Source organism: Pseudomonas sp. JS3066 (assembly GCF_036328175.1).
Classification (GTDB): Bacteria; Pseudomonadota; Gammaproteobacteria; order Pseudomonadales; family Pseudomonadaceae; genus Metapseudomonas.
Genome location: NZ_CP143312.1, coordinates 5009571 through 5027911 on the forward strand (window position 1 = coordinate 5009571; position 18341 = coordinate 5027911).

The following is an 18341-nucleotide window of genomic DNA, read 5'->3' on the forward strand; positions in this document are numbered from 1 at the left end:
CCGCCAGTCAGGGGCTTTTCCTGTAGGGGCGAATTCATTCGCCAAGCAGGCCGAAGGTCTGCCCTTCAAGCCCTACGGGATCACAGCAGCCGCGCAATCCCACCCAACAGCCGCTCCAGCGCGCCCTGGTTGGCCTTGAGCACACCCAGTCCCGCTTCGCGCATGGCCCCGGCACGACTGGAATCGGCCCAGAGCCCCTCCACCTGCGCCGCCAACTGTTCGGCGTCAGCCACTTCGGCCAGTGCCCCGGCATCACGCAACTGCGCGGCGATTTCGAGGAAGTTGAACAGATGCGGGCCGCTGAGCACCGGCTTGCCCAAGGCTGCCGGCTCCAGCAGGTTGTGACCGCCATTGGGCACGAGGCTGCCACCAACGAAGGCGATATCGGCCAACGCATAAAGGAACAGCAACTCGCCCATGGTGTCGCCGACCAGCACGGCGTCTGTTGCGGCAACGGGTGCGCCGGTGGATCTGCGCACGCTTGCCAGCCCTTCGCGACGACTCAGCTCGAACACCGAACCGAAGCGCTCCGGATGGCGCGGTACCAGGATCAGCAGCGCGTCTGGCCGTTGCTTCAAGAGGGCCTTGTGAGCGGCCAGGACGATTTCGTCTTCCCCGGCATGGGTGCTCGCGGCAATCCAGACTGGCCGCGACTCGGCGCCCCACTGGCGGCGCAGTTCCGCGGCGCGCTGGAGCAGCGCCGGGTCGATGCGAAGGTCGAACTTGATCGAGCCGGTCACGCCCACACAGTCGGGGCGCGCACCCAGAGTGCGGAAGCGCTCGGCTTCAGCCTCGGTCTGCACGGCAATCCAGCTCAGCTCGGCCAACATGGGCGCTGTCAGTTTGGCGAATCGCGCATAGCCACGAGCCGAACGCTCAGACAGCCGCGCATTGGCCAGCACCACCGGGATGCCGCGACGGGCGCACTGGTGAATATGGTTCGGCCAGAGTTCGGTCTCCATGATCACCGCCAGCTTCGGCCGCACCTTGTCAAGGAAACGGGCAGCCGCCCAGGGCAAGTCATAAGGCAGGTAACAATGCTGCACTTTGTCGCCGAACAGCGCGCGAATGCGCTCGGAGCCGGTGGGCGTCATGCAGGTGATAGTGACGGGCAGGTCCGGGTGGCGCTCCAGCAGGGCGCGGACCATGGGGGCGGCGGCAATGCTCTCGCCCACCGACACGGCATGGACCCAGATGCCGCCTGGCTTGACCACAGGCAGACCGAAAGCGAAGCGTTCGCCGATGCGCCGCGCATAAGCCGGCGCACGCCAGGCGCGCCAGGCCAGGCGCACGGCTACCAGAGGCAGACCGAGATGGAACAGCAGGGTATAGAGGGTGCGATTCATGGGCGCGGAGCTTAGCGTGACTCGCCGACGATCGCACTAACCCATGGCTTGCAGGTGTTCCGCCAGGCTATCGGCCAGCCAGAGCGCCGCCGGCCCCAGTGCCTCGTCGCGACGGCAAACCAGCTCCACCACCAACGATGGCGGCGTCCAGTCACTGCGCAGCTCCACCAGTTGTCCCTGGTAGGCCGGATACTGGGCCACATGGCGCGGCAACCAGGCCCAGCCCAGCCCACGCATCAACAGTTCAGCCATCACGTAGAAGCTGTCAGCACGCCAGACCTGCGGGCCAATCTGCTCGCCGCCAGGATAGTGGCTGTCCTGCGGCGACATGAGGATCTGTCGGTGCCGCGCCAGTTCGCTGCGCTCGGCATAATTCCTGTTGGCCAGGGGGTGGCCGGCGCCGCAGACCGTGACCATCTCGATGGTGCCGAGCCGCTGGCGCTCCAGCGCATCGGGCATTTGCTCGTGGTGGAACAGCAGGCCGAGGTCGGCACGTCGCTCCAGCAGCTTTCGCGCCACTTCGCCTTGCGCACTGGCAGCCAGCTGCACCTCCAGCAGAGGGAACGCCGTGCCCAGCGCCTCCAGGCTGGCCAGGACAGGTTGATAGGGCATCGCCTCGTCCTGGGCCAATCGCAGGCGGGCTTCCTCACCCTTGGCCAACCCCTGCGCCTTGCCTTCCAGTCGCTGGCATTGGCGCAGCACTTCGCGTGCCTCCTCCAGCAAGGCAACGCCCGCCGCCGTCAAACGTGGCTGGCGGCCGCTGCTGCGTTCGAATAGCTGCACACCAAGATCATCCTCCAGCGCGGCGATACCGCTACTGACGGCAGACTGGGCGCGCCGCAGCTTTCGCGCTACGGCAGAAAAGGACTGGCCTTCGGCAACCCCGACGAACAGGCGGATCTGCTCAAGATTCCATTGCATGACCATCAACCTATCTTCCAACCAGATAGGTAATGACTTTATCCCATCATCCGGAAGTCTAGAATCCGCCCATCGCACAGGAGGTCCGACCATGACCGGCTACATCTATCTCGCTATCGCCATTGCCGCCGAAGTGATCGCCACTACCTCTATGAAGGCCATCGATGGCTTCAACAAACCACTGCCCCTGATCCTGGTGATCGGCGGCTATGCCATCGCCTTCTGGATGCTGACCCTGGTGGTGCGCAGTATTCCCGTGGGCATCGCCTACGCCATCTGGGCCGGTCTCGGCATCGTGCTGGTGAGCGTCGCCGCGCTGGTGCTCTATCAGCAGAAACTGGACACCCCAGCCGTGCTGGGCATGGGCCTGATCGTATCCGGCGTGGTGGTGATCCAGCTGTTCTCCAACAGCACGGGGCACTGAATCGCCTCTTCCCGCAGCTTCACGAACAGGGGCGCTATACTGCGCCCCTGTTTTTTTCGAGGCGCCTGCGACCCATGGCCGAATCCCTTTCCACTGATGTGCTCATCCTCGGCGGCGGCATCGCCGGCCTCTGGCTCAACGCCCGTCTGCGCCAGCAGGGCTTCGCCACGCTTCTGGTAGAAAAGGCCAGCCTTGGCGGCGAACAGAGCGTCAAGTCCCAGGGAATCATCCACGGTGGCGCCAAGTACGCCCTGCACGGTGCTCTGACCGGTGCCTCCGAAGCCATCGCCGACATGCCCCGCCGCTGGCGCGAGGCCCTGGCCGGTAACGGCGAACTGGATCTGCGCAGCGTGCGTCTGCTCTCCGATGCCCACTACCTCTGGTCCCCCGGCACCCTGGCAGGCAACCTGACCAGCTTCTTCGCCAGCAAGGCGGTACGCGGCCGGGTCGATCAGGTGAAGGGCAGCGAACTCCCTCCTGCGTTGCAGCACCCCAAATTCAAGGGCAAAGTCTATCGCCTGGCCGAACTGGTGCTGGACGTGCCGAGCCTGATCAATCGCCTCGCGGAACTGGCCGGCGATGGCCTCCTGGCCGCCCGTGAGGTCGAGCCCCTGCTCGAAGACGGCCAACTCACCGGCCTGCGCCTCGATGGCCGTGAAGTCCGCGCGCAACGCATCGTGCTCAGCGCCGGCGCCGGCAATCAGGCGCTGCTCGAAACCCTGGGCCAGAGCCAGCCGGCCATGCAGCGCCGACCGCTGCACATGGTGATGGTCAAGGCCCCCAGCCTGAAGCCGCTCTATGCCCATTGCCTGGGTGGCGGACCGAAGCCGCGCATCACCGTCACCAGCCACCCGGCCGCCGACGGCCAATGGGTCTGGTACCTCGGCGGCGACCTCGCCGAGGCCGAAGGTGTTGCCCGCAACGAAGCCGAACAGATTGCCGCCGCCGAACAGGAACTGCGCCAGCTGCTGCCCTGGATCGACCTGTCCGCCGCCCAGTGGGCAACTCTGCGGGTGGATCGCGCCGAGCCGGCCCAGAGCGGCCTGGTACGTCCGGACAACGCGTTCCTCAGCGAACAGGGCCACCTGCTGGTGGGCTGGCCGACCAAACTGGCCCTGGCGCCCGACTTCGCCGACCGCGTACTGGCCGCCTTCGAGCGCGACGGCCTGCGCCCGGCCGCCAATCCAGCGCTGCCGGCCCTGCCCCGCCCACCTGTGGCGCAACCCGCTTGGGAGGATTTGCTGGGATGAGCAGCCTGCACAACCTCCATCGTCCCCTGGGCAGCACCGGCCTGATGGTTTCCCCCCTGGGGCTGGGCACCGTGAAGCTGGGCCGCGACCAGGGCGTGAAGTACCCCAACGGCTTCACCATCCCCGACGATGCCGAAGCTCGCCAGCTTCTGGCGCTGGCCCGCGACCTGGGCATCAACCTGATCGACACTGCCCCGGCCTACGGCCGCAGCGAGGAACGCCTCGGCCCACTGCTGCGCGGGCAGCGTCAGGATTGGGTGATCGTCAGCAAGGTAGGTGAAGAGTTCGAGGCTGGCGTTTCCCGTTTCGACTTCAGCCCCGAACACACACGTTTTTCCGTCGAGCGCAGCCTGAAGCGCCTGGAAACCGACTACATCGATCTGGTGCTGGTGCACTCGGACGGCAATGACGTGGCCATCCTGCGCGACAGCGGTGTGTACGAAACCCTCGCCGAGCTCAAGCAGGCCGGCAAGATCCGCGCCTTCGGCCTGTCCGGCAAGACTGTGGACGGCGGGCTCCTCGCCCTGGAGCGAGGCGATTGCGCCATGGTCACCTACAACCTGAACGAGCAGGGCGAGAAGCCGGTACTGGACTTCGCCCTGCAACAGAACAAGGGCATCCTGATCAAGAAGGGCCTCGCCAGCGGCCATGCCTGCCTCGACGCCGGGGTGGACCCAGTACGTGCCAGCTTCGAACTGATCTTCGGTCATTCCGGGGTGACCGGCGCGATAATCGGGACCATCAATCCGCTGCATCTGTCCCATAATGTCGCGACGGCCGCTGCCGTTATCGGAGCCCATCGCCACTAATCGAGCCCTGCCAAGCCACTAGCCGACCCCTGCCAGAAGGAGCCGACATGCCGCGAATCCTCGCACGCAAGGACCCCAGCGCGTTCAAGACCCTACCGCTGCATGTCGAAGCCAGCGCTGATGCCCTCAGCTATCAGAGTCTTGGCCGGCCATTGAACTTCACCCAGATGCTCGAGCGTCGTCGTCCGGTGAAGGTGAATGACAACCAGCGCTTCGCGGTGGAGCTGGCGAACCTTGGCGTTTCGGTGCGGCTCACCCTGAACCTGCAGGGCCGCGATTACTGGCTGCTGGTGCGTCAGCGCCGGCAGGATCGCGGCGACACCGTGCTGAAGCTGATTTCCGGGTATGTACCGGCCCATGAGCTGAACCTGCCGCTCCTCACCGCCATCCAGGAAGTGGCCGAGGAATGCCTGATCGAAACCCCGGAGGGATGGCTGGGGGGACGTTTCGCCGATACCTGGCTGCCAACGCCCTACCAGCGTGAACTGCGCTACCGCGATGCCAATCACTTCCGCCTCAGCCCACTTTCCGGCGCCGCCCGTCCGGTACGCAACGGCAAGCTGATCCTGCTGGAGCGGCCCGAAGCCTACGTGCACCTGCCAACGGCCTCGCTGCAGCTGGTCTACGACCTGCGCCTGGACCTGCCACGGGACAGCCACCAGATCAGCCTCTTCCATGTGGACGAAGTGCTGCAAGGTAGTCAACTGGTGGCGAGCCTCGAGCGGCGCCGGCCCGACATCTACTTGCTACCGCTGCACCAGGGTCTGCCGACCGGTGACTTGCTGACTCTGCGCAACGGTGAGTTCAAAGCCGCCAGTACCCGTGGCATCTGGTTGTCGGAGAGCTTTGCCGAACAGGATGGCTGGCTGGTGCACGAGGAGCGCGTGCGCTGGCGCGACTGGCTGGCGCGGGTCGGGACGGCCCGACCGCTGGGAAAGAAGATCGCCTGCTGACCACCGGGGCGCTCAAGGCACCCCGTCCACACTAGGCTCGCCCGCTTCGCGCCATCACTTCAGTTCGCTGGAGGTTTTGCCCAATAGCCGTCGGGCGACGATCAGCAACTGGATCTGCTGGGTGCCTTCGAAGATATCGAGGATCTTCGAATCCCTCGCCCATTTCTCCAGCAACTCGTCCTCGCCATACCCCAGGGCTCCGACCAGCTCCACGCACTTGAGCGTGACCTCATTGGCCACTCGCCCGGCCTTGGCCTTGGCGATGGAGGCCTCCTTGGAGTTCGGCAGCCGGTTGTCCGCCATCCAGGCAGCTTTCAGGGCCAGCAACCGCGCCGCCTCCCACTCGGCCTCCAGGCGATAGAGCGTGGCTTCTGCATGGCTGGCGGCGAGTAGCGGTTTTGTATAGTCGAACCGGCAACCGGCCTTGGCCAGCAACTCACGGGTTCGATCGAGCGCGGCCTTGGCAACGCCCACTGCCATTCCAGCCACCAGCGGACGTGTGTTATCGAAGGTCGCCATCACCCCAGCGAAGCCTTTCTGGACATCAATCTCGGCATTGCCGAGGAGATTGGCCGCGGGAACACGGCAGTCGTCGAAGCTGATGGAGGCAGTGTCGGAAGCCTTGATGCCGAGCTTTTTCTCCAGGCGCGTCACCTTCATACCGGGCGTGCCCTTCTCCACCACGAAGGACTTGATCGCCGCACGTCCCAGGTTGCGGTCCAGCGTGGCCCATACCACCACCGCATCGGCGCGCCCGCCGGAGGTGACGAAGATTTTCTCGCCGTTCAGCACGTAGTGGTCGCCGTCCTTTACCGCGGTGGTGCGAATGGCGGCCGAGTCCGAGCCGCAACCAGGCTCGGTAATGGCCATGGCCGCCCAGGCTCCCCGGAAGCGCTTAAGCTGTTCCTCATTGGCGACCGCAGCGATGGCGGCGTTTCCCAGCCCTTGGCGCGGCATGGCCAGAAGCAGGCCGACATCGCCCCAGCACAGCTCCATCACCCCCAGAAGCGCGGAGAAGTTGCCACTATTGCGCACCCCCTCCTGCGTTCCTGCGCCACGTTTGCTGGCAGAGCCTGCCCCGATGGCTTCCGGCGAACCGGCGTTCATGCCATCGAGCATTGCCGCCAGCAGATCCAGCTCGCGAGGATAGGCATGCTCAGCCTTGTCGTACTTGCGTGACAACGGGCGAAAGTACTGTGCCGCTACCTGATGGGCCTGAAGGCTCAGGCCACGGAATTTCTTCGGGATTTCCAGGTTCATGCTGCCTTCCTCACAAATGCAGGCCGCCGCTCATCACGGCGATGGCGCGCAGGTCGCGGTACCAGCGCTCGGCCGGGTGTTCCTGGGTGAAACCATGGCCACCGAGCAATTGCACGGCATCGGTGCCGATCTTCATGGCCTTTTCGGCGCATAGCAGGCGCGCCAGGTAGGATTCGCGCTGGAATGCTTCTACCCGATCGGCACGGGCGCAAGCGCGCCAGACCATCAGGCGCATGGCGTCCAGTTCGACGGCAATGTCCGCGACCATGAACGCCACGCCCTGGCGATGGCTAATGGGTTCACCGAAGGCCATCCGTTCGTTGCAATAGCCGATCACGTAGTCCAGCGCAGCCTGGGCAGTTCCCAGGGCAAGGGCACACCAGGCCAAGTGGCCAAGGTCGAGAAACGCCTGGTAGTCGAAGTCGACGGCAGCCAGACGACGCTCAAGCGGGACTTGCACGCCCTTCAAGCGAACGCGGGCAGTGCCGCAGCTCCTCAGACCCATTGCAGGTTCCGGCCGCAACTCCAGCCCCTTGCTGCCGGCATCAATTAGGAACAGCGCGGTCCCGTTGTCGGTGTTGGCGGCGACGATGATGCGACTGGCGTCCAGCCCGTCGAGCACCAGGCATTTCTCACCGTTCAGCAGGTAATGATCTCTCTTGCGCTGGGCGCGGGTGGACAGCTTGTGGGGGTCGAACAGGACCGTCGGTTCGTTTACGGCGATGGCCATGCGCGGCACAGACCGCCCATCGAGGAAAGCGGGTAACCAGGCCGCCTGCTGCTCAGGTGAAGCCCAGCGACGGATGCAATTGGCGGCTGACAGCGGTACCAGCAGAGCGGCCGCCAGGCTCAAGTCGCCCTTGGACAGCGCCTCAGCCATCAATGCATTGGTAAGGATGGCGCCCTCGCCTGCCATACCGCCCAGCTCCTCACCGACACCGTAATGCACCAACCCGAGCGCATGGGCCTGATTGAGTAGTCCGGCCGGCACCGCACCCCGGGCGTCCGCTTCGTGGGCCGCCGGACGCAGGGTTTCCTGGGCAAAGGCCTCCAGCATCTCCACCAGCATCCGCTGTTCGTCGGAGAGGGAGAGATCGAACAGCTCACCCGCGCGGACCGAGTGCGACTGCTGGCGGGATCGCCGGGCAGCGAGATTGAAGCCGGCACGGGCACCACCGTAGAGGAGCTTCTCCAGGGTCTTGCGCAGCTTGAGGCGGTCAGGCCAATGGGACTGGGCTACGCGATTGAGCAAAGCCAGCGCGCGGCCCTGTGCGTTGGGGAACATCGGCATCGCACTCCATGCAGGATGAGGATGCCGGGATGATGTTCGGCATCGACCCGGACGCCTATGACCGGGCCGACATCTGTGACTGGCAGAGTTGCCAGTCGGACGGGATCACTTGCTACGGATTTTCTCGACGATCGCTGTGGTGGAGCTGTTTTCCACCAAACCGAGCACCCTCACCTCTCCACCGTAGGCGCGCACGATATCGGCACCTACCACCTGGTCGATGCCGTAGTCGCCACCCTTCACCAGGACATCTGGCTTGACCTGGCCGAGCAGGCGCTCCGGGGTGTCCTCGGGGAAGCTGACGACCCAATCCACCGCGCCCAGGCCAGCCAGCACAGCCATGCGGCGCTCGACACTGTTGATCGGACGGCCCGGCCCCTTGAGGCGGCTGACCGACGCATCGTCATTGACCGCCAGCACCAGGCGATCGCCTTGCGCGCGGGCCTGTTCCAGGTAGGTCACGTGGCCGGCATGGAGGATGTCGAAGCAGCCGTTGGTGAAGACGATCTTCTCGCCGTGGGCGCGGGCATCCTCGATGGCCAGCAGCAACTGGTCCAGGCTCAGCACACCACGTTCGGAACCCTGCTCGCGCTGCACAGCACGGCGCAATTCCGGAGCACTGATGGCGGCGGTGCCCAGTTTGCCGACAACGATGCCTGCGGCGAGGTTGGCGAGCGCCACGGCCTGCGGCAGTTCTTCGCCCGCGGCCAGGGCGGCGGCCAGGGTGGATATCACGGTGTCGCCAGCGCCGGTGACATCGAACACTTCGCGGGCGCGGGCCGGCAGGTGCAACGCGGAATGACCAGGACGCAGCAGGGTCATGCCATGCTCGCCACGTGTGACCAGCAAGGCTCCCAGCTCCAGTTCCTGCATCAGCGCCGCGCCCTTGGCGACCAGCTCCGCCTCATCGGCACAGCCGCCGACGATGGCTTCGAACTCATTGAGATTCGGGGTGATCAGGCTCGCACCACGGTAAATGCTGAAGTCCTTTCCCTTCGGGTCCGCCAGTACCGGCACGCCGCGTTGGCGTGCGGCCTGGATCAGCACCTGGTGGTTCTTCAGTGCGCCCTTTCCATAGTCGGACAGCACCAGGACCCTGGCCTGGGGCAGCAAGCGCTCGACTTGTGCCGCCAGCGCCTCGGTGTCGGTACCGAAGGCTTCTTCGAAGTCCATGCGCAGCAGTTGCTGGTGACGGCTCATGACGCGCAGTTTGACGATGGTCGGCTGCTCGGCAAGGCGCTGGAAATGCACGTCCACGCCTGCAGCGTTGAGGCTGTCGCTCAGGCTGTCTGCCGCTTCGTCGGCGCCGGTGATACCCACCAGCATGGCAGGGGCGCCAAGTGCCGCGATGTTCAGCGCAACGTTCGCGGCGCCGCCGGGACGATCCTCGATCTGCTCTACCTTGACCACGGGAACCGGGGCCTCGGGGGAGATGCGCGAGGTGCCGCCATGCCAGTACCGGTCAAGCATGACGTCGCCCACCACCAGAACGGGGGCCTGATCGAATCGGGGCATGGACAGTTTCATGGAGTCTCCGGACGTCAAAATCGGCGCGGATCATACCATAGCAGGTCAGTTGGCCTGACCTACCCGGGAGCATCGGAACCGCTTGAGGGGCGCGGGGGTGATGGCTATCCCCCGCTCGCGGCTCAGCTCGCTTCCGGCTGAGCCTCTTCGGCGAACTGATTGGCATGGAGCCGGGCATAGTAGCCGTTCATCGCCAGCAGTTCCGCGTGGTTGCCACGCTCGACGATGCGTCCCTGATCCATGACCAGGATCAGGTCCGCCTTTTCGATGGTGGACAACCGGTGGGCGATGACCAGCGTAGTGCGGCCGTCCATCACGCGGTCCAGGGCGGCCTGGATGTGCCGCTCGGACTCGGTGTCGAGGGCCGAGGTGGCTTCATCCAGCACCAGCACTGGAGCGTTCTTCAGCAGAGCCCGTGCAATCGCCAGACGCTGGCGCTGGCCACCGGACAACAGCACACCGTTTTCCCCGACTTCTGTGTCGAAGCCCTGGGGAAGCTTGTCGACGAACTCCTTAGCGTAGGCGGCCTCAGCGGCCCGCTCGACGTCCTCGCGCGGCGCGCCGGCAAGATCGCCATAGGCGATGTTGTTGGCCACCGAGTCGTTGAACAGCGTTACCTGCTGTGTCACCAGGGCGATATGTCGACGCAGATTGCGAAGGCGATATTCCTCGATGTCCACGCCATCCAACAGGATCTGCCCCTGCTCGTGGTGGTAGAAGCGTGGAATCAGGTTGGCCAGCGTGGACTTCCCGCTGCCGGAGCGCCCCACAAGAGCAACCATCTGGCCAGGCTCGGCCTCGAAGCTGATGTCCTGCAGCACCGGTTTGTCGGTGCCGGGGTACTGGAAGCTGAGATTGCGTACTTCCAGACGGCCGCTGACGCGCTCCCGTTCGACGGAGCCGCGGTCCACCTCAGTCTCTTCATCCAGTTGCTCGAAGATGCTTTCCGCACCGGCGACGCCGCGCTGCACAGTGGAGCTGACCTCGGAAAGCTGGCGGATCGGTTTCGGCAACAGGCCGGCAGCAGTGATGTAAGCCACCAGGTCACCAGCGCTGGCATCACCGCGCAGGAAGAGCACGAGGAACATGAGCGCAGCCATCGCGGTGTAGATCACCAGCTGCAGCATCGGGGTATAGACAGCCGAGGTCTTGGTCATTCTGAGCTGCTTGCGGGTATTGTCCTCGCTGGCGGTCCTGAACCGGCCGGACTCGTAAGCCTCGCCACCGAAACTGCGCACCACCCGGTAGCCCTGGATGGTTTCGGAAGCCACATGGGTGACATCCCCCATGGCCACTTGGATCTTCTTGCTCTGCTTGCGGAATTTCTTGCTGGCGCTGCTCACCATCAGGGCGATAAGCGGCAGGATGGCAACCATCACAAGCGTCAGCTTCCAGTTCATCCACAGCAGGTAACCGAACAGGAAGACCACGGTCAGGCCTTCGCGGATAACCACCTTGATCGCATCGGTGGCCGCGCCGGTGACCATGGTCACGTTGAAAGTGATGCGCGAGATCAGGTGCCCGGAGTTGTGGCTGTCGAAATAGCGGTTCGGCAAGGCCAGCAGGCTATTGAACAGGGCAAGACGCAGGTCATGCACCAGGCCGAGAGAAACTCTGGCAAGGAAGTAGTTGCCCAGGTACGAACCGAGCCCCTGCCAGGCGGCGATGAGGATGATCAGCAGCGGCACCGCCTGCAGCAGTTTCAGGTCGCGGAGGTAGGCAACGTCAGGGAACAGGACGGCATCCGGATTGCTCAGGCCATCCACGAAATACTTGAGGATGCCCGCCAGCATCGGCTGGGTCGAAGCGAAGATGATGTAGCCGATGATGCTGACCAGGAACATCCCGGTGTAAGGACGAACATAGCCCAGCAAACGGAGGTAAATCTTGAGGCTGGAGGGCCGGGAGGCTTCAGGGTGCTGATCGGACATGCGCTCACGCGTCGACTTTGTCGAAAGGTTGCAAAGCTTATCACAGAGGAACCCACCCCTATTCGCGGATGCTAAAATGCCGGCCTTTTGCCGTGAAGCATCGGTTCACACAGTGCAGTCCATTCCTATGTTCCCCAGGCTTTCAGCGCCTTCGATCTCTCACTTCATCATCAATCGCTGGCTCGTGCTGGGATACCTGGCACTGCTCACCGGGCTGTTCTGGCTCCCCAATGGCAGCCTCTACACCAAGGTCTTCTACGGCACGATGGCTTTCCCTGCCCTGCTGGCCCTGGTGTACCAGCCGCGCAAGCTCGCCGCCCTGGTGCGTGAGCCGATGCTGATCGCCTTCCTGCTCTTCGCCGCGTGGCTCCTGCTCAGCCTGAGCTGGTCGGGGACGGACGTTGATCGCAGTGGACTGGGCAAACGGCCACTGTATGTGTTCATGCTTTTTGCCGGCTGCACGCTGATTGCCCTGTCGGATATCGAGCTGCTTCTCAAAACCCTGAGAGTCGGCGCCGCGCTCGCGTCGCTGGCCGCGCTCGTCAACCTGATCATCTATCTCATGGGTCCGCCACCGGACTGGCGTCTCATCGGAGCTGGCGCGCTCCGCAACCCGCTGCTGACCTCTCACGTATTCGGCATGTTCTGCGCTTACTGGGTCGCCGTATGGCTGACCAGGGACGTCCGTCGCGACTGGATTCCGATTCTTCTCAGCCTACCGCTTCTGGCGGCCCTCATGGCGACGGGCTCCCGCACACCACTGATGGCACTTGCAGTAATGAGTGTCTGGATGCTGATCATGGCGCCACGCCGCGCCGCGTATCTCATGGCCGCAGGGAGCGTCCTTGCCATAGCGAGCTTCCTGGCGCTTCCGGATCTGCTGCTGCAACGCGGCGTATCCTTCCGTCCACAGCTCTGGGGTGATGCGCTAGGCCAGGCAGCACAGCAACTGTGGTTCGGCTACGGATATGACAGTCGCTTCACCTTCCATGCCGAAGGTCTCAACCTGAGCATGAGCGATCCGCACAATGTCGAGCTCGCCGTATTGCTGGAGCTGGGTCTCGTCGGACTGCTGTTCTGGCTCGTGATGTATGGCTGCGGCCTCTGGCGATGCTTCAGCCAACGCCAACACAGTGGCTTCAAGATCGCCTCGGCCATGCTCATCTATGGACTCGCCGCCGGCCTTACCGAGGGCAGCAGCTTCCTCTCGCGTCCCAACGAGAGCTGGTTCCTGATCTGGATTCCGCTCTCGCTGGTCGCCGCCCTGTCCATCAGCCAACGAGCCCTGGAAAAGCAATGAAGATCCTGAGCGAAGCACAGCTCGACTCCCTGCTGCTCGGCGCCCATACCATTGAAGAAGATGGTCTTGGCCTGAAGGTGGCACGCCTCTCGAATGGCGATTTCCTCAAGCTCTACCGGCGCAAGCGCTTGCTCTCTTCTGCCCTCTGGTCGCCACCCGCCCGACGCTTCGCCCGCAATGCGGAGCGACTGCGAGAGCTCGGCATCGCCGCACCGATGATCGAGGAGCTGATGCTGATTCCTGGCCGCAAGCTCAATGCCGTCCAGTACCGACCACTACCGGGAGACACGCTGCGCAACCGCTGGCGCACGCTCGACGATTCAGCGCGGGAAAAGGATGTGGAGCAATTCGGCGCCTTTCTCGGCCAGCTCCACCAGCTGGGTGTCTACTTCCGGTCACTGCATCTGGGCAATGTGCTGAAGCTGCCGGAAGGTGAACTCGGTCTGATCGATCTCTCGGATATGAAGATCGAGAACCGCCCACTTGCCCCCTGGAAGCGGCGACGCAACCTGCAGCACATTCTGCGCTACAAGGAAGACAGCAACTGGCTGCTGCAACTGCATCGTGCGGCGTGGATAAGGGGCTACTCCACCACCTGCGGAAAAAGCGCTGCGGCCCGCTTCGACCGCGACCTTTCCCGCATCCAACCCTGAACCTGCCCTAACCGAGCAGCAATCGCCCCAAGGCTCGCAGTGTCTTGGCGTTCCAGCGACGCAGCGGAAGCTGGCGCAGCAATTCGCGCGCAAGCGGCTTGTCGTCGCGCGCGCACTTGAGCAGCATCGAATTGATGAAGTTCGCACAGACCTCCGGGTAGGCAGGATGGTCGGCGAATCGCGCGTAGGTCTGCATGACCGTCTCGATCATGAAGCTCCGGTTCTTGTACGTGTTGGCGCCATGTACGCGGTACTTGGCCAGTACGTCCGGAAGCACATCGATGAAATAGCCCGCGTGGGTTATGTTCAGCGCCACCAGCAAATCTTCCAGGCGAATACTGGTGTCGAAACCACCTACCGCCTCCAGCGCTTCACGCCTGAACAACAATGTGGGGGCGGGGGCACCATCCTTCGCGGACGTGAAGACATCATCGAAGTCGAGGCGGCGGAACGGCCGCTCCCGGTCCCGCTTGGACAAGGGATTTCCTTCAGCATCGATTTGCTGGATGTTGCCGGCGCAGATGCCTACTTCCGGCTTACCCTCCATGTAAGCGACCTGGATCGCCAAACGCTCCGGCAGCATGATGTCATCGGACCCGAAAGGTGCGATCAAGCTTCCCTTCGAGCGCGCGATGGTCTCGTTCAGAGTGCGGGCAAGCCCCTGATTCGCCTGCGCCACGAAATCGAAACCGTGAACCTCCTGCAACCGGCGAATGCGCTCGACGCTGCCATCACGGGAACCGTCGTCCACCACCAGCAGCTCTACATTTGGGTAGGTCTGGGCAAGGACGCTTTCGATGGCGGCCACGATGTAGTCGGCATGGTTGTAAGAGGAAATGATCACGCTGACCAGCGGCAGATCCTTCGATTCACTCATTGCGCTTACCTTCCAGTAACTCCACCAGTAGATCACGGTACTGGCGGCGGAAATCTTCGATTGAATGGGCTCGGCACAGATACCGGTAAGCGCGTTCGCCTTCAGCGGCGCGCTCTTGCGCGGACAACGCCAGCACGTCGCGCAAATGCCCGGCAAGTTCGACGTGCTGCCCGGCGGGAGCGATACGACCGCCACAGTCTTCCAGGATCGGCTTGAGACTGGGAATGTCCGAGCCGATAACGGGCAAGTGGCCGCTCATGCCCTCCAGCAGGGCCAGCGGCAATCCCTCGCTCAGGGAGGGCATGACGAAAGCATCGAAGGCTCGCACGTATTGCAGCGCGTCGTCCTTGGCTCCCAGCAGCAGTGCCCGGTCTTGCAGGCCGAGTTCGGCAACTGCGGCCTCCAGCTCAGGTCGCGCACGTCCCTCGCCGATGATCGCAAGCAGAGCATTGGGATATTCAGCCTTGATCTCGGCGAACGCTCGTAGCAGGTGGATGTGTCCCTTCACGGGCACCAGGCGGCCAATTGCACCGAACACGAAGGCATCTGCCGGCAGCCCAAGCATTTCGCGCGCCATTTCGCGCGGATGTTGCAGGCTCTCGGCTCGGGAAATGTCGATGGCATTATTGATCTGCCGGGTATTGGCAGGTGTGAATCCCGCGCCAGCATTAATCAGGTAATCGCGCACCGCACGAGAAACCCCAACGAGCCGCCAGGCTGGCGTCATCAGTTGGCGGGCCACCCAGCAGCGGAAGGAACGGTCGTACTCACCGAAACCATGGGCAACGCCGACGCACGCACGAATGCCCAGCCAGCGATTGAGCAACATCAGCATGTTCACCGGCTTGAAGCGATGAGTGATCACCGCGTCATAACCTTCGGATCGGCAATGCCGGTAGAGGGCCCAGAGGGCACGCAGGCGCAGGCCGCTGACAGCTGACTTGCTGTAGCCGAAGTAGATCGAGCGCTCAGCCTTGCTCACCGGCTCGCCCGGACCGGGACGGCCTCGCAAGAAAGCGGTAGTGACCTCGTAGCGGTCGCTCGGCAGGGCCTGGATGATCTGCTCGGCCAGATCGGAGGCATTGACGTTGTAGTAGTTCTGCAGTTGCAGAACCTTGATACGGCGCTGGCTCATACCGGGTTCTTCTTGGATTTCAGCCAGAGGCGCAGGGCCTTGCGGCTGTACGACAGTTTGAACAGCACACGCCAATCCGTGCGCAGCGCTTCGCGGTAGTACTCGCGCGCACCGTTCTGGTCGCCGGCCAGCAGGCAGGTCCGGAACAGCGACAGGCAGCGCTGGGCGCGATAAGCGGGCTTGATCGACTGCAGACCGGGCGGGAGCTTGCGGAAGACTTCGTCCACCAGAGCCAGGCCGACCTTCCGAGCGGCTTCGGCGTTGTGGCGCAGGCTGCCGGGATGCTTGTGGATGCGAGCCAGCATCAGGTCGAGGACCACCACTTGCCGTTGCGTCAGGCAATAGGCAAAGACCGGAATGTCCTCGCTGTGGCGCAAGTGTTCGGGATAGGGCCGTTCCAGTAGCAGCTCGCGGAGGAACACGCAGGAGCCGTGGCCGAGGGCGATCTTCTTATCCAGCAGGTAGTCCTTGAGTCGCTGCGCGGGCTCACCGGGAACGGTGTCGGCAGGGTGCTCCCGCTCGCGACCATCGGGCTGGACGGCAACATGGCCGGCCAGCCAGAGGCCGACGTCGGGTTCGCGGCGCAGACGCTCGCAAAGCCCCGGAAGGACACCGGGGGCCAATTCATCATCGGCGTCGAGGAGCAGGACGTAGCGTCCCTGGGCCAGTTGCACGCCGTTGTTGCGGGCTGTGGAAGGCCCCGCGTTGGCCTGGCGCACGCCCTGGAAGGCGGCGCCGTAGCGCAGGCTCAGGGCGGTGAAGACTGCCGGGGTGTCGTCGGTGGAGCCATCGTCCACGACCCAGAGTTCGACCTCCGGGGTGGCCTGGGCCAGCACCGACTCCACGGCACGCGGAAGCACGCCCGCGTAGTTGTAGGTAGGGATGACAACGCTAAGCAGCGGCTTAGCCGACATTGTCATACCAGTCCTTGCCTTCCTTGACGACGAGGATGTCTTCCATGATCAGGTACTGCAGGTCCGAACCGTAGAACATGTTCAGCGCATCGGTGGGCGAGCAGATCATCGGCTCGCCGCGACGGTTGAGCGAAGTGTTCAGGGACACGCCGTTTCCGGTAAGGACTTCCAGTTCCTTCATCAGGTCATACCAGCGGGGATTGTGGCGACGTTCCAGGACCTGGGCACGGGACGTGCCATCCTCATGCACCACTTCGGCCACGCGGGTCTTCCACTCTTCGTTGACTTCGAAGGTGAAGGTCATGAAGGGCGACGGGTGATCGACCTTGAGCATCTGCGGCGCAACGGTGTCCAGCATCGACGGGCAGAAGGGGCGCCAGCGCTCACGGAACTTGATCTGCTCGTTGATGCGGTCGGCCACGCCGACCGCACTCGGGCAACCGATGATGGAACGGCCGCCGAGGGCGCGCGGGCCGAACTCCATGCGGCCCTGGAACCAGGCGACAGGGTTGCCGTCGACCATGATCTTCGCGATGCGCTGCGGCGTGTTCTCGATGCGCTTGAACACTGGTTTCTGCGGATGCTTTGCGCAGGCGGCGATGACGTCTTCGTTGCTGAAGGATGGGCCGAGGTAGACGTGTTCCATCTTCTCGACCGGCACGCCGCGCTTGACCGAGACGTAGGCAGCGGCGCCCACCGAGGTACCGGCATCGCCGGACGCGGGCTGGACGAACAGCTCCTTCACCTCCGGACGGGCGATGATCTTCTGGTTCAGCTTGACGTTCAGCGCGCAACCACCGGCGAAGGCGATCTTGCCGGTCTGGCGGATGATGTCGCCTAGGTAGTAATCCATCATCTCCAGCGCCAGCTTCTCGAACAGTGCCTGCATGCTGGCGGCGTAGTGGATGTAGGGGTCATCGGCGATGTCGCCCTGGCGCTTCGGACCCAGCCACTCGATCAGCTTGGGCGAGAAGTAATAGCCCTTGCCGTTTTCCTTGTAGCGGCGGAAACCGATGACGTTGGCGTAGTCGGTGTTGATGATCAGCTCGCCATTCTCGAACTTGGCCAGACGCGAGAAGTCGTACTTGGCGGCGTCGCCGTAGGGCGCCATGCCCATGACCTTGAATTCGCCATCGAGCATCTCGAAGCCGAGATACTCGGTGATTGCGCCATACAGGCCGCCCAGGGAATCCGGATCGAAGAATTCCTTGATCTTGTGGATCTTGCCGTTCTCACCCCAGCCGAAGAAGGTGGTGGCGTACTCACCCTTGCCATCGATGCCGAGGATTGCGGTCTTTTCCTTGAATCCCGAGCAGTGGTAGGCGCTTGAGGCGTGGGCCAGGTGATGCTCCACCGGCTCGATTTTCACCTTCTTCGCATCGAAGCCCAGTTGCTCCAGGCACCAGACGATCTTCTTGCGGTAGCGCTTGTAGCGGCGGTTGCCCATGAGGATGGCGTCCAGCGCACGATCCGGGGCGTACCAGTAACGCTTGGCGTAGTGCCAGCGGGCCTTGCCGAAAAGACTGATGGGCGCGAAGGGAATGGCCACGACGTCGACGTCGGAGGGCTTGATACCGGCCTGCTCCAGGCAGAACTTGGCCGACTCGTAGGGCATGCGATTCTTCGCGTGCTTGTCGCGCACGAAGCGCTCTTCTTCGGCGGCCGCGATCAGTTTGCCGTCGATGTAGAGCGCGGCGGATGGATCATGGCTGAGAGCGCCGGAAAGGCCGAGAATCGTCAATGCCACGGG

General features: G+C 63.7%; 16 protein-coding genes. 6 read left to right on the forward strand and 10 right to left on the reverse strand.

The annotated features are described in order from the left end of the window. Positions 1–80: 80 nt before the first annotated feature. Both waaA and SA496_RS23655 read right to left on the reverse strand, forming a co-directional pair. Positions 81–1346, reverse strand: a complete 1266-nt coding sequence (gene waaA, locus SA496_RS23650; RefSeq protein ID WP_120654211.1) for a lipid IV(A) 3-deoxy-D-manno-octulosonic acid transferase — start codon at positions 1344–1346, stop codon at positions 81–83. 36 nt (positions 1347–1382) lie between these two features. Continuing rightward, positions 1383–2267, reverse strand: a complete 885-nt coding sequence (locus SA496_RS23655) for a LysR family transcriptional regulator (protein WP_120655334.1) — start codon at positions 2265–2267, stop codon at positions 1383–1385. A gap of 91 nt (positions 2268–2358) precedes the next feature. Between SA496_RS23655 and SA496_RS23660 the strand changes: the two genes are divergently transcribed. From SA496_RS23660 to SA496_RS23675, 4 genes are all read left to right on the forward strand, one after another. Then, the gene (locus SA496_RS23660; protein ID WP_120654210.1) at positions 2359–2691 is read left to right on the forward strand and encodes a DMT family transporter; all 333 of its coding nucleotides are present in this window, start codon (positions 2359–2361) and stop codon (positions 2689–2691) included. Positions 2692–2765: 74 nt separating this feature from the next. After that, positions 2766–3941, forward strand: a complete 1176-nt coding sequence (locus SA496_RS23665; protein WP_330114561.1) for an NAD(P)/FAD-dependent oxidoreductase — start codon at positions 2766–2768, stop codon at positions 3939–3941. Beyond that, the gene (locus SA496_RS23670; protein WP_330114562.1) at positions 3938–4750 is read left to right on the forward strand and encodes an aldo/keto reductase; all 813 of its coding nucleotides are present in this window, start codon (positions 3938–3940) and stop codon (positions 4748–4750) included. The genes SA496_RS23665 and SA496_RS23670 overlap by 4 nt, the downstream gene beginning before the upstream one ends. A gap of 47 nt (positions 4751–4797) precedes the next feature. Further along, positions 4798–5703 (forward strand): metal ABC transporter ATPase, encoded by a 906-nt coding sequence (locus SA496_RS23675; protein ID WP_120654207.1) that lies wholly within the window; start codon positions 4798–4800, stop codon positions 5701–5703. A 54-nt stretch (positions 5704–5757) separates the two neighbouring features. Here SA496_RS23675 and SA496_RS23680 read toward each other — a convergent pair whose 3' ends face one another. The 4 genes from SA496_RS23680 to msbA form a co-directional block, all read right to left on the reverse strand. Then, positions 5758–6963 (reverse strand): acyl-CoA dehydrogenase family protein, encoded by a 1206-nt coding sequence (locus SA496_RS23680; RefSeq protein ID WP_120654206.1) that lies wholly within the window; start codon positions 6961–6963, stop codon positions 5758–5760. Positions 6964–6973: 10 nt separating this feature from the next. Further along, a complete protein-coding gene (locus SA496_RS23685) occupies positions 6974–8248 on the reverse strand; it encodes an acyl-CoA dehydrogenase family protein (RefSeq protein ID WP_153918130.1) in 1275 nt (424 codons plus the stop codon). Positions 8249–8359: 111 nt separating this feature from the next. Further along, positions 8360–9781, reverse strand: a complete 1422-nt coding sequence (hldE, locus tag SA496_RS23690) for a bifunctional D-glycero-beta-D-manno-heptose-7-phosphate kinase/D-glycero-beta-D-manno-heptose 1-phosphate adenylyltransferase HldE (protein ID WP_153918132.1) — start codon at positions 9779–9781, stop codon at positions 8360–8362. 122 nt (positions 9782–9903) lie between these two features. Further along, positions 9904–11712, reverse strand: a complete 1809-nt coding sequence (msbA, locus tag SA496_RS23695) for a lipid A export permease/ATP-binding protein MsbA (protein WP_330114563.1) — start codon at positions 11710–11712, stop codon at positions 9904–9906. On the opposite strand from msbA, the gene SA496_RS23700 reads away from it, so the two are divergent. Both SA496_RS23700 and SA496_RS23705 read left to right on the forward strand, forming a co-directional pair. Next, positions 11711–13012, forward strand: coding sequence for an O-antigen ligase family protein (locus SA496_RS23700; RefSeq protein ID WP_330114564.1), 1302 nt, complete (start codon positions 11711–11713; stop codon positions 13010–13012). The two genes, msbA and SA496_RS23700, sit on opposite strands and share 2 nt — an antisense overlap. Then, a complete protein-coding gene (locus SA496_RS23705) occupies positions 13009–13665 on the forward strand; it encodes a lipopolysaccharide kinase InaA family protein (RefSeq protein ID WP_330114565.1) in 657 nt (218 codons plus the stop codon). The genes SA496_RS23700 and SA496_RS23705 overlap by 4 nt, the downstream gene beginning before the upstream one ends. 7 nt (positions 13666–13672) lie before the next feature. Here SA496_RS23705 and SA496_RS23710 read toward each other — a convergent pair whose 3' ends face one another. Genes SA496_RS23710 through SA496_RS23725 form a run of 4 tightly spaced genes read right to left on the reverse strand, consistent with a single transcriptional unit; the run spans position 13673 to position 18338 of the window. Continuing rightward, positions 13673–14542 carry a glycosyltransferase gene (locus SA496_RS23710; RefSeq protein WP_120654202.1) on the reverse strand — a complete coding sequence of 290 codons (870 nt, stop codon included), beginning with the start codon at positions 14540–14542 and terminating at the stop codon, positions 13673–13675. Beyond that, a complete protein-coding gene (locus tag SA496_RS23715) occupies positions 14535–15677 on the reverse strand; it encodes a glycosyltransferase (protein ID WP_120654201.1) in 1143 nt (380 codons plus the stop codon). The genes SA496_RS23710 and SA496_RS23715 overlap by 8 nt, the downstream gene beginning before the upstream one ends. Beyond that, positions 15674–16597, reverse strand: a complete 924-nt coding sequence (locus SA496_RS23720) for a glycosyltransferase family 2 protein (RefSeq protein WP_330114566.1) — start codon at positions 16595–16597, stop codon at positions 15674–15676. The genes SA496_RS23715 and SA496_RS23720 overlap by 4 nt, the downstream gene beginning before the upstream one ends. Next, a complete protein-coding gene (locus SA496_RS23725; RefSeq protein ID WP_120654199.1) occupies positions 16581–18338 on the reverse strand; it encodes a carbamoyltransferase family protein in 1758 nt (585 codons plus the stop codon). Before SA496_RS23725 ends, SA496_RS23720 begins: the two co-directional genes overlap by 17 nt. Positions 18339–18341 lie beyond the last annotated feature (3 nt).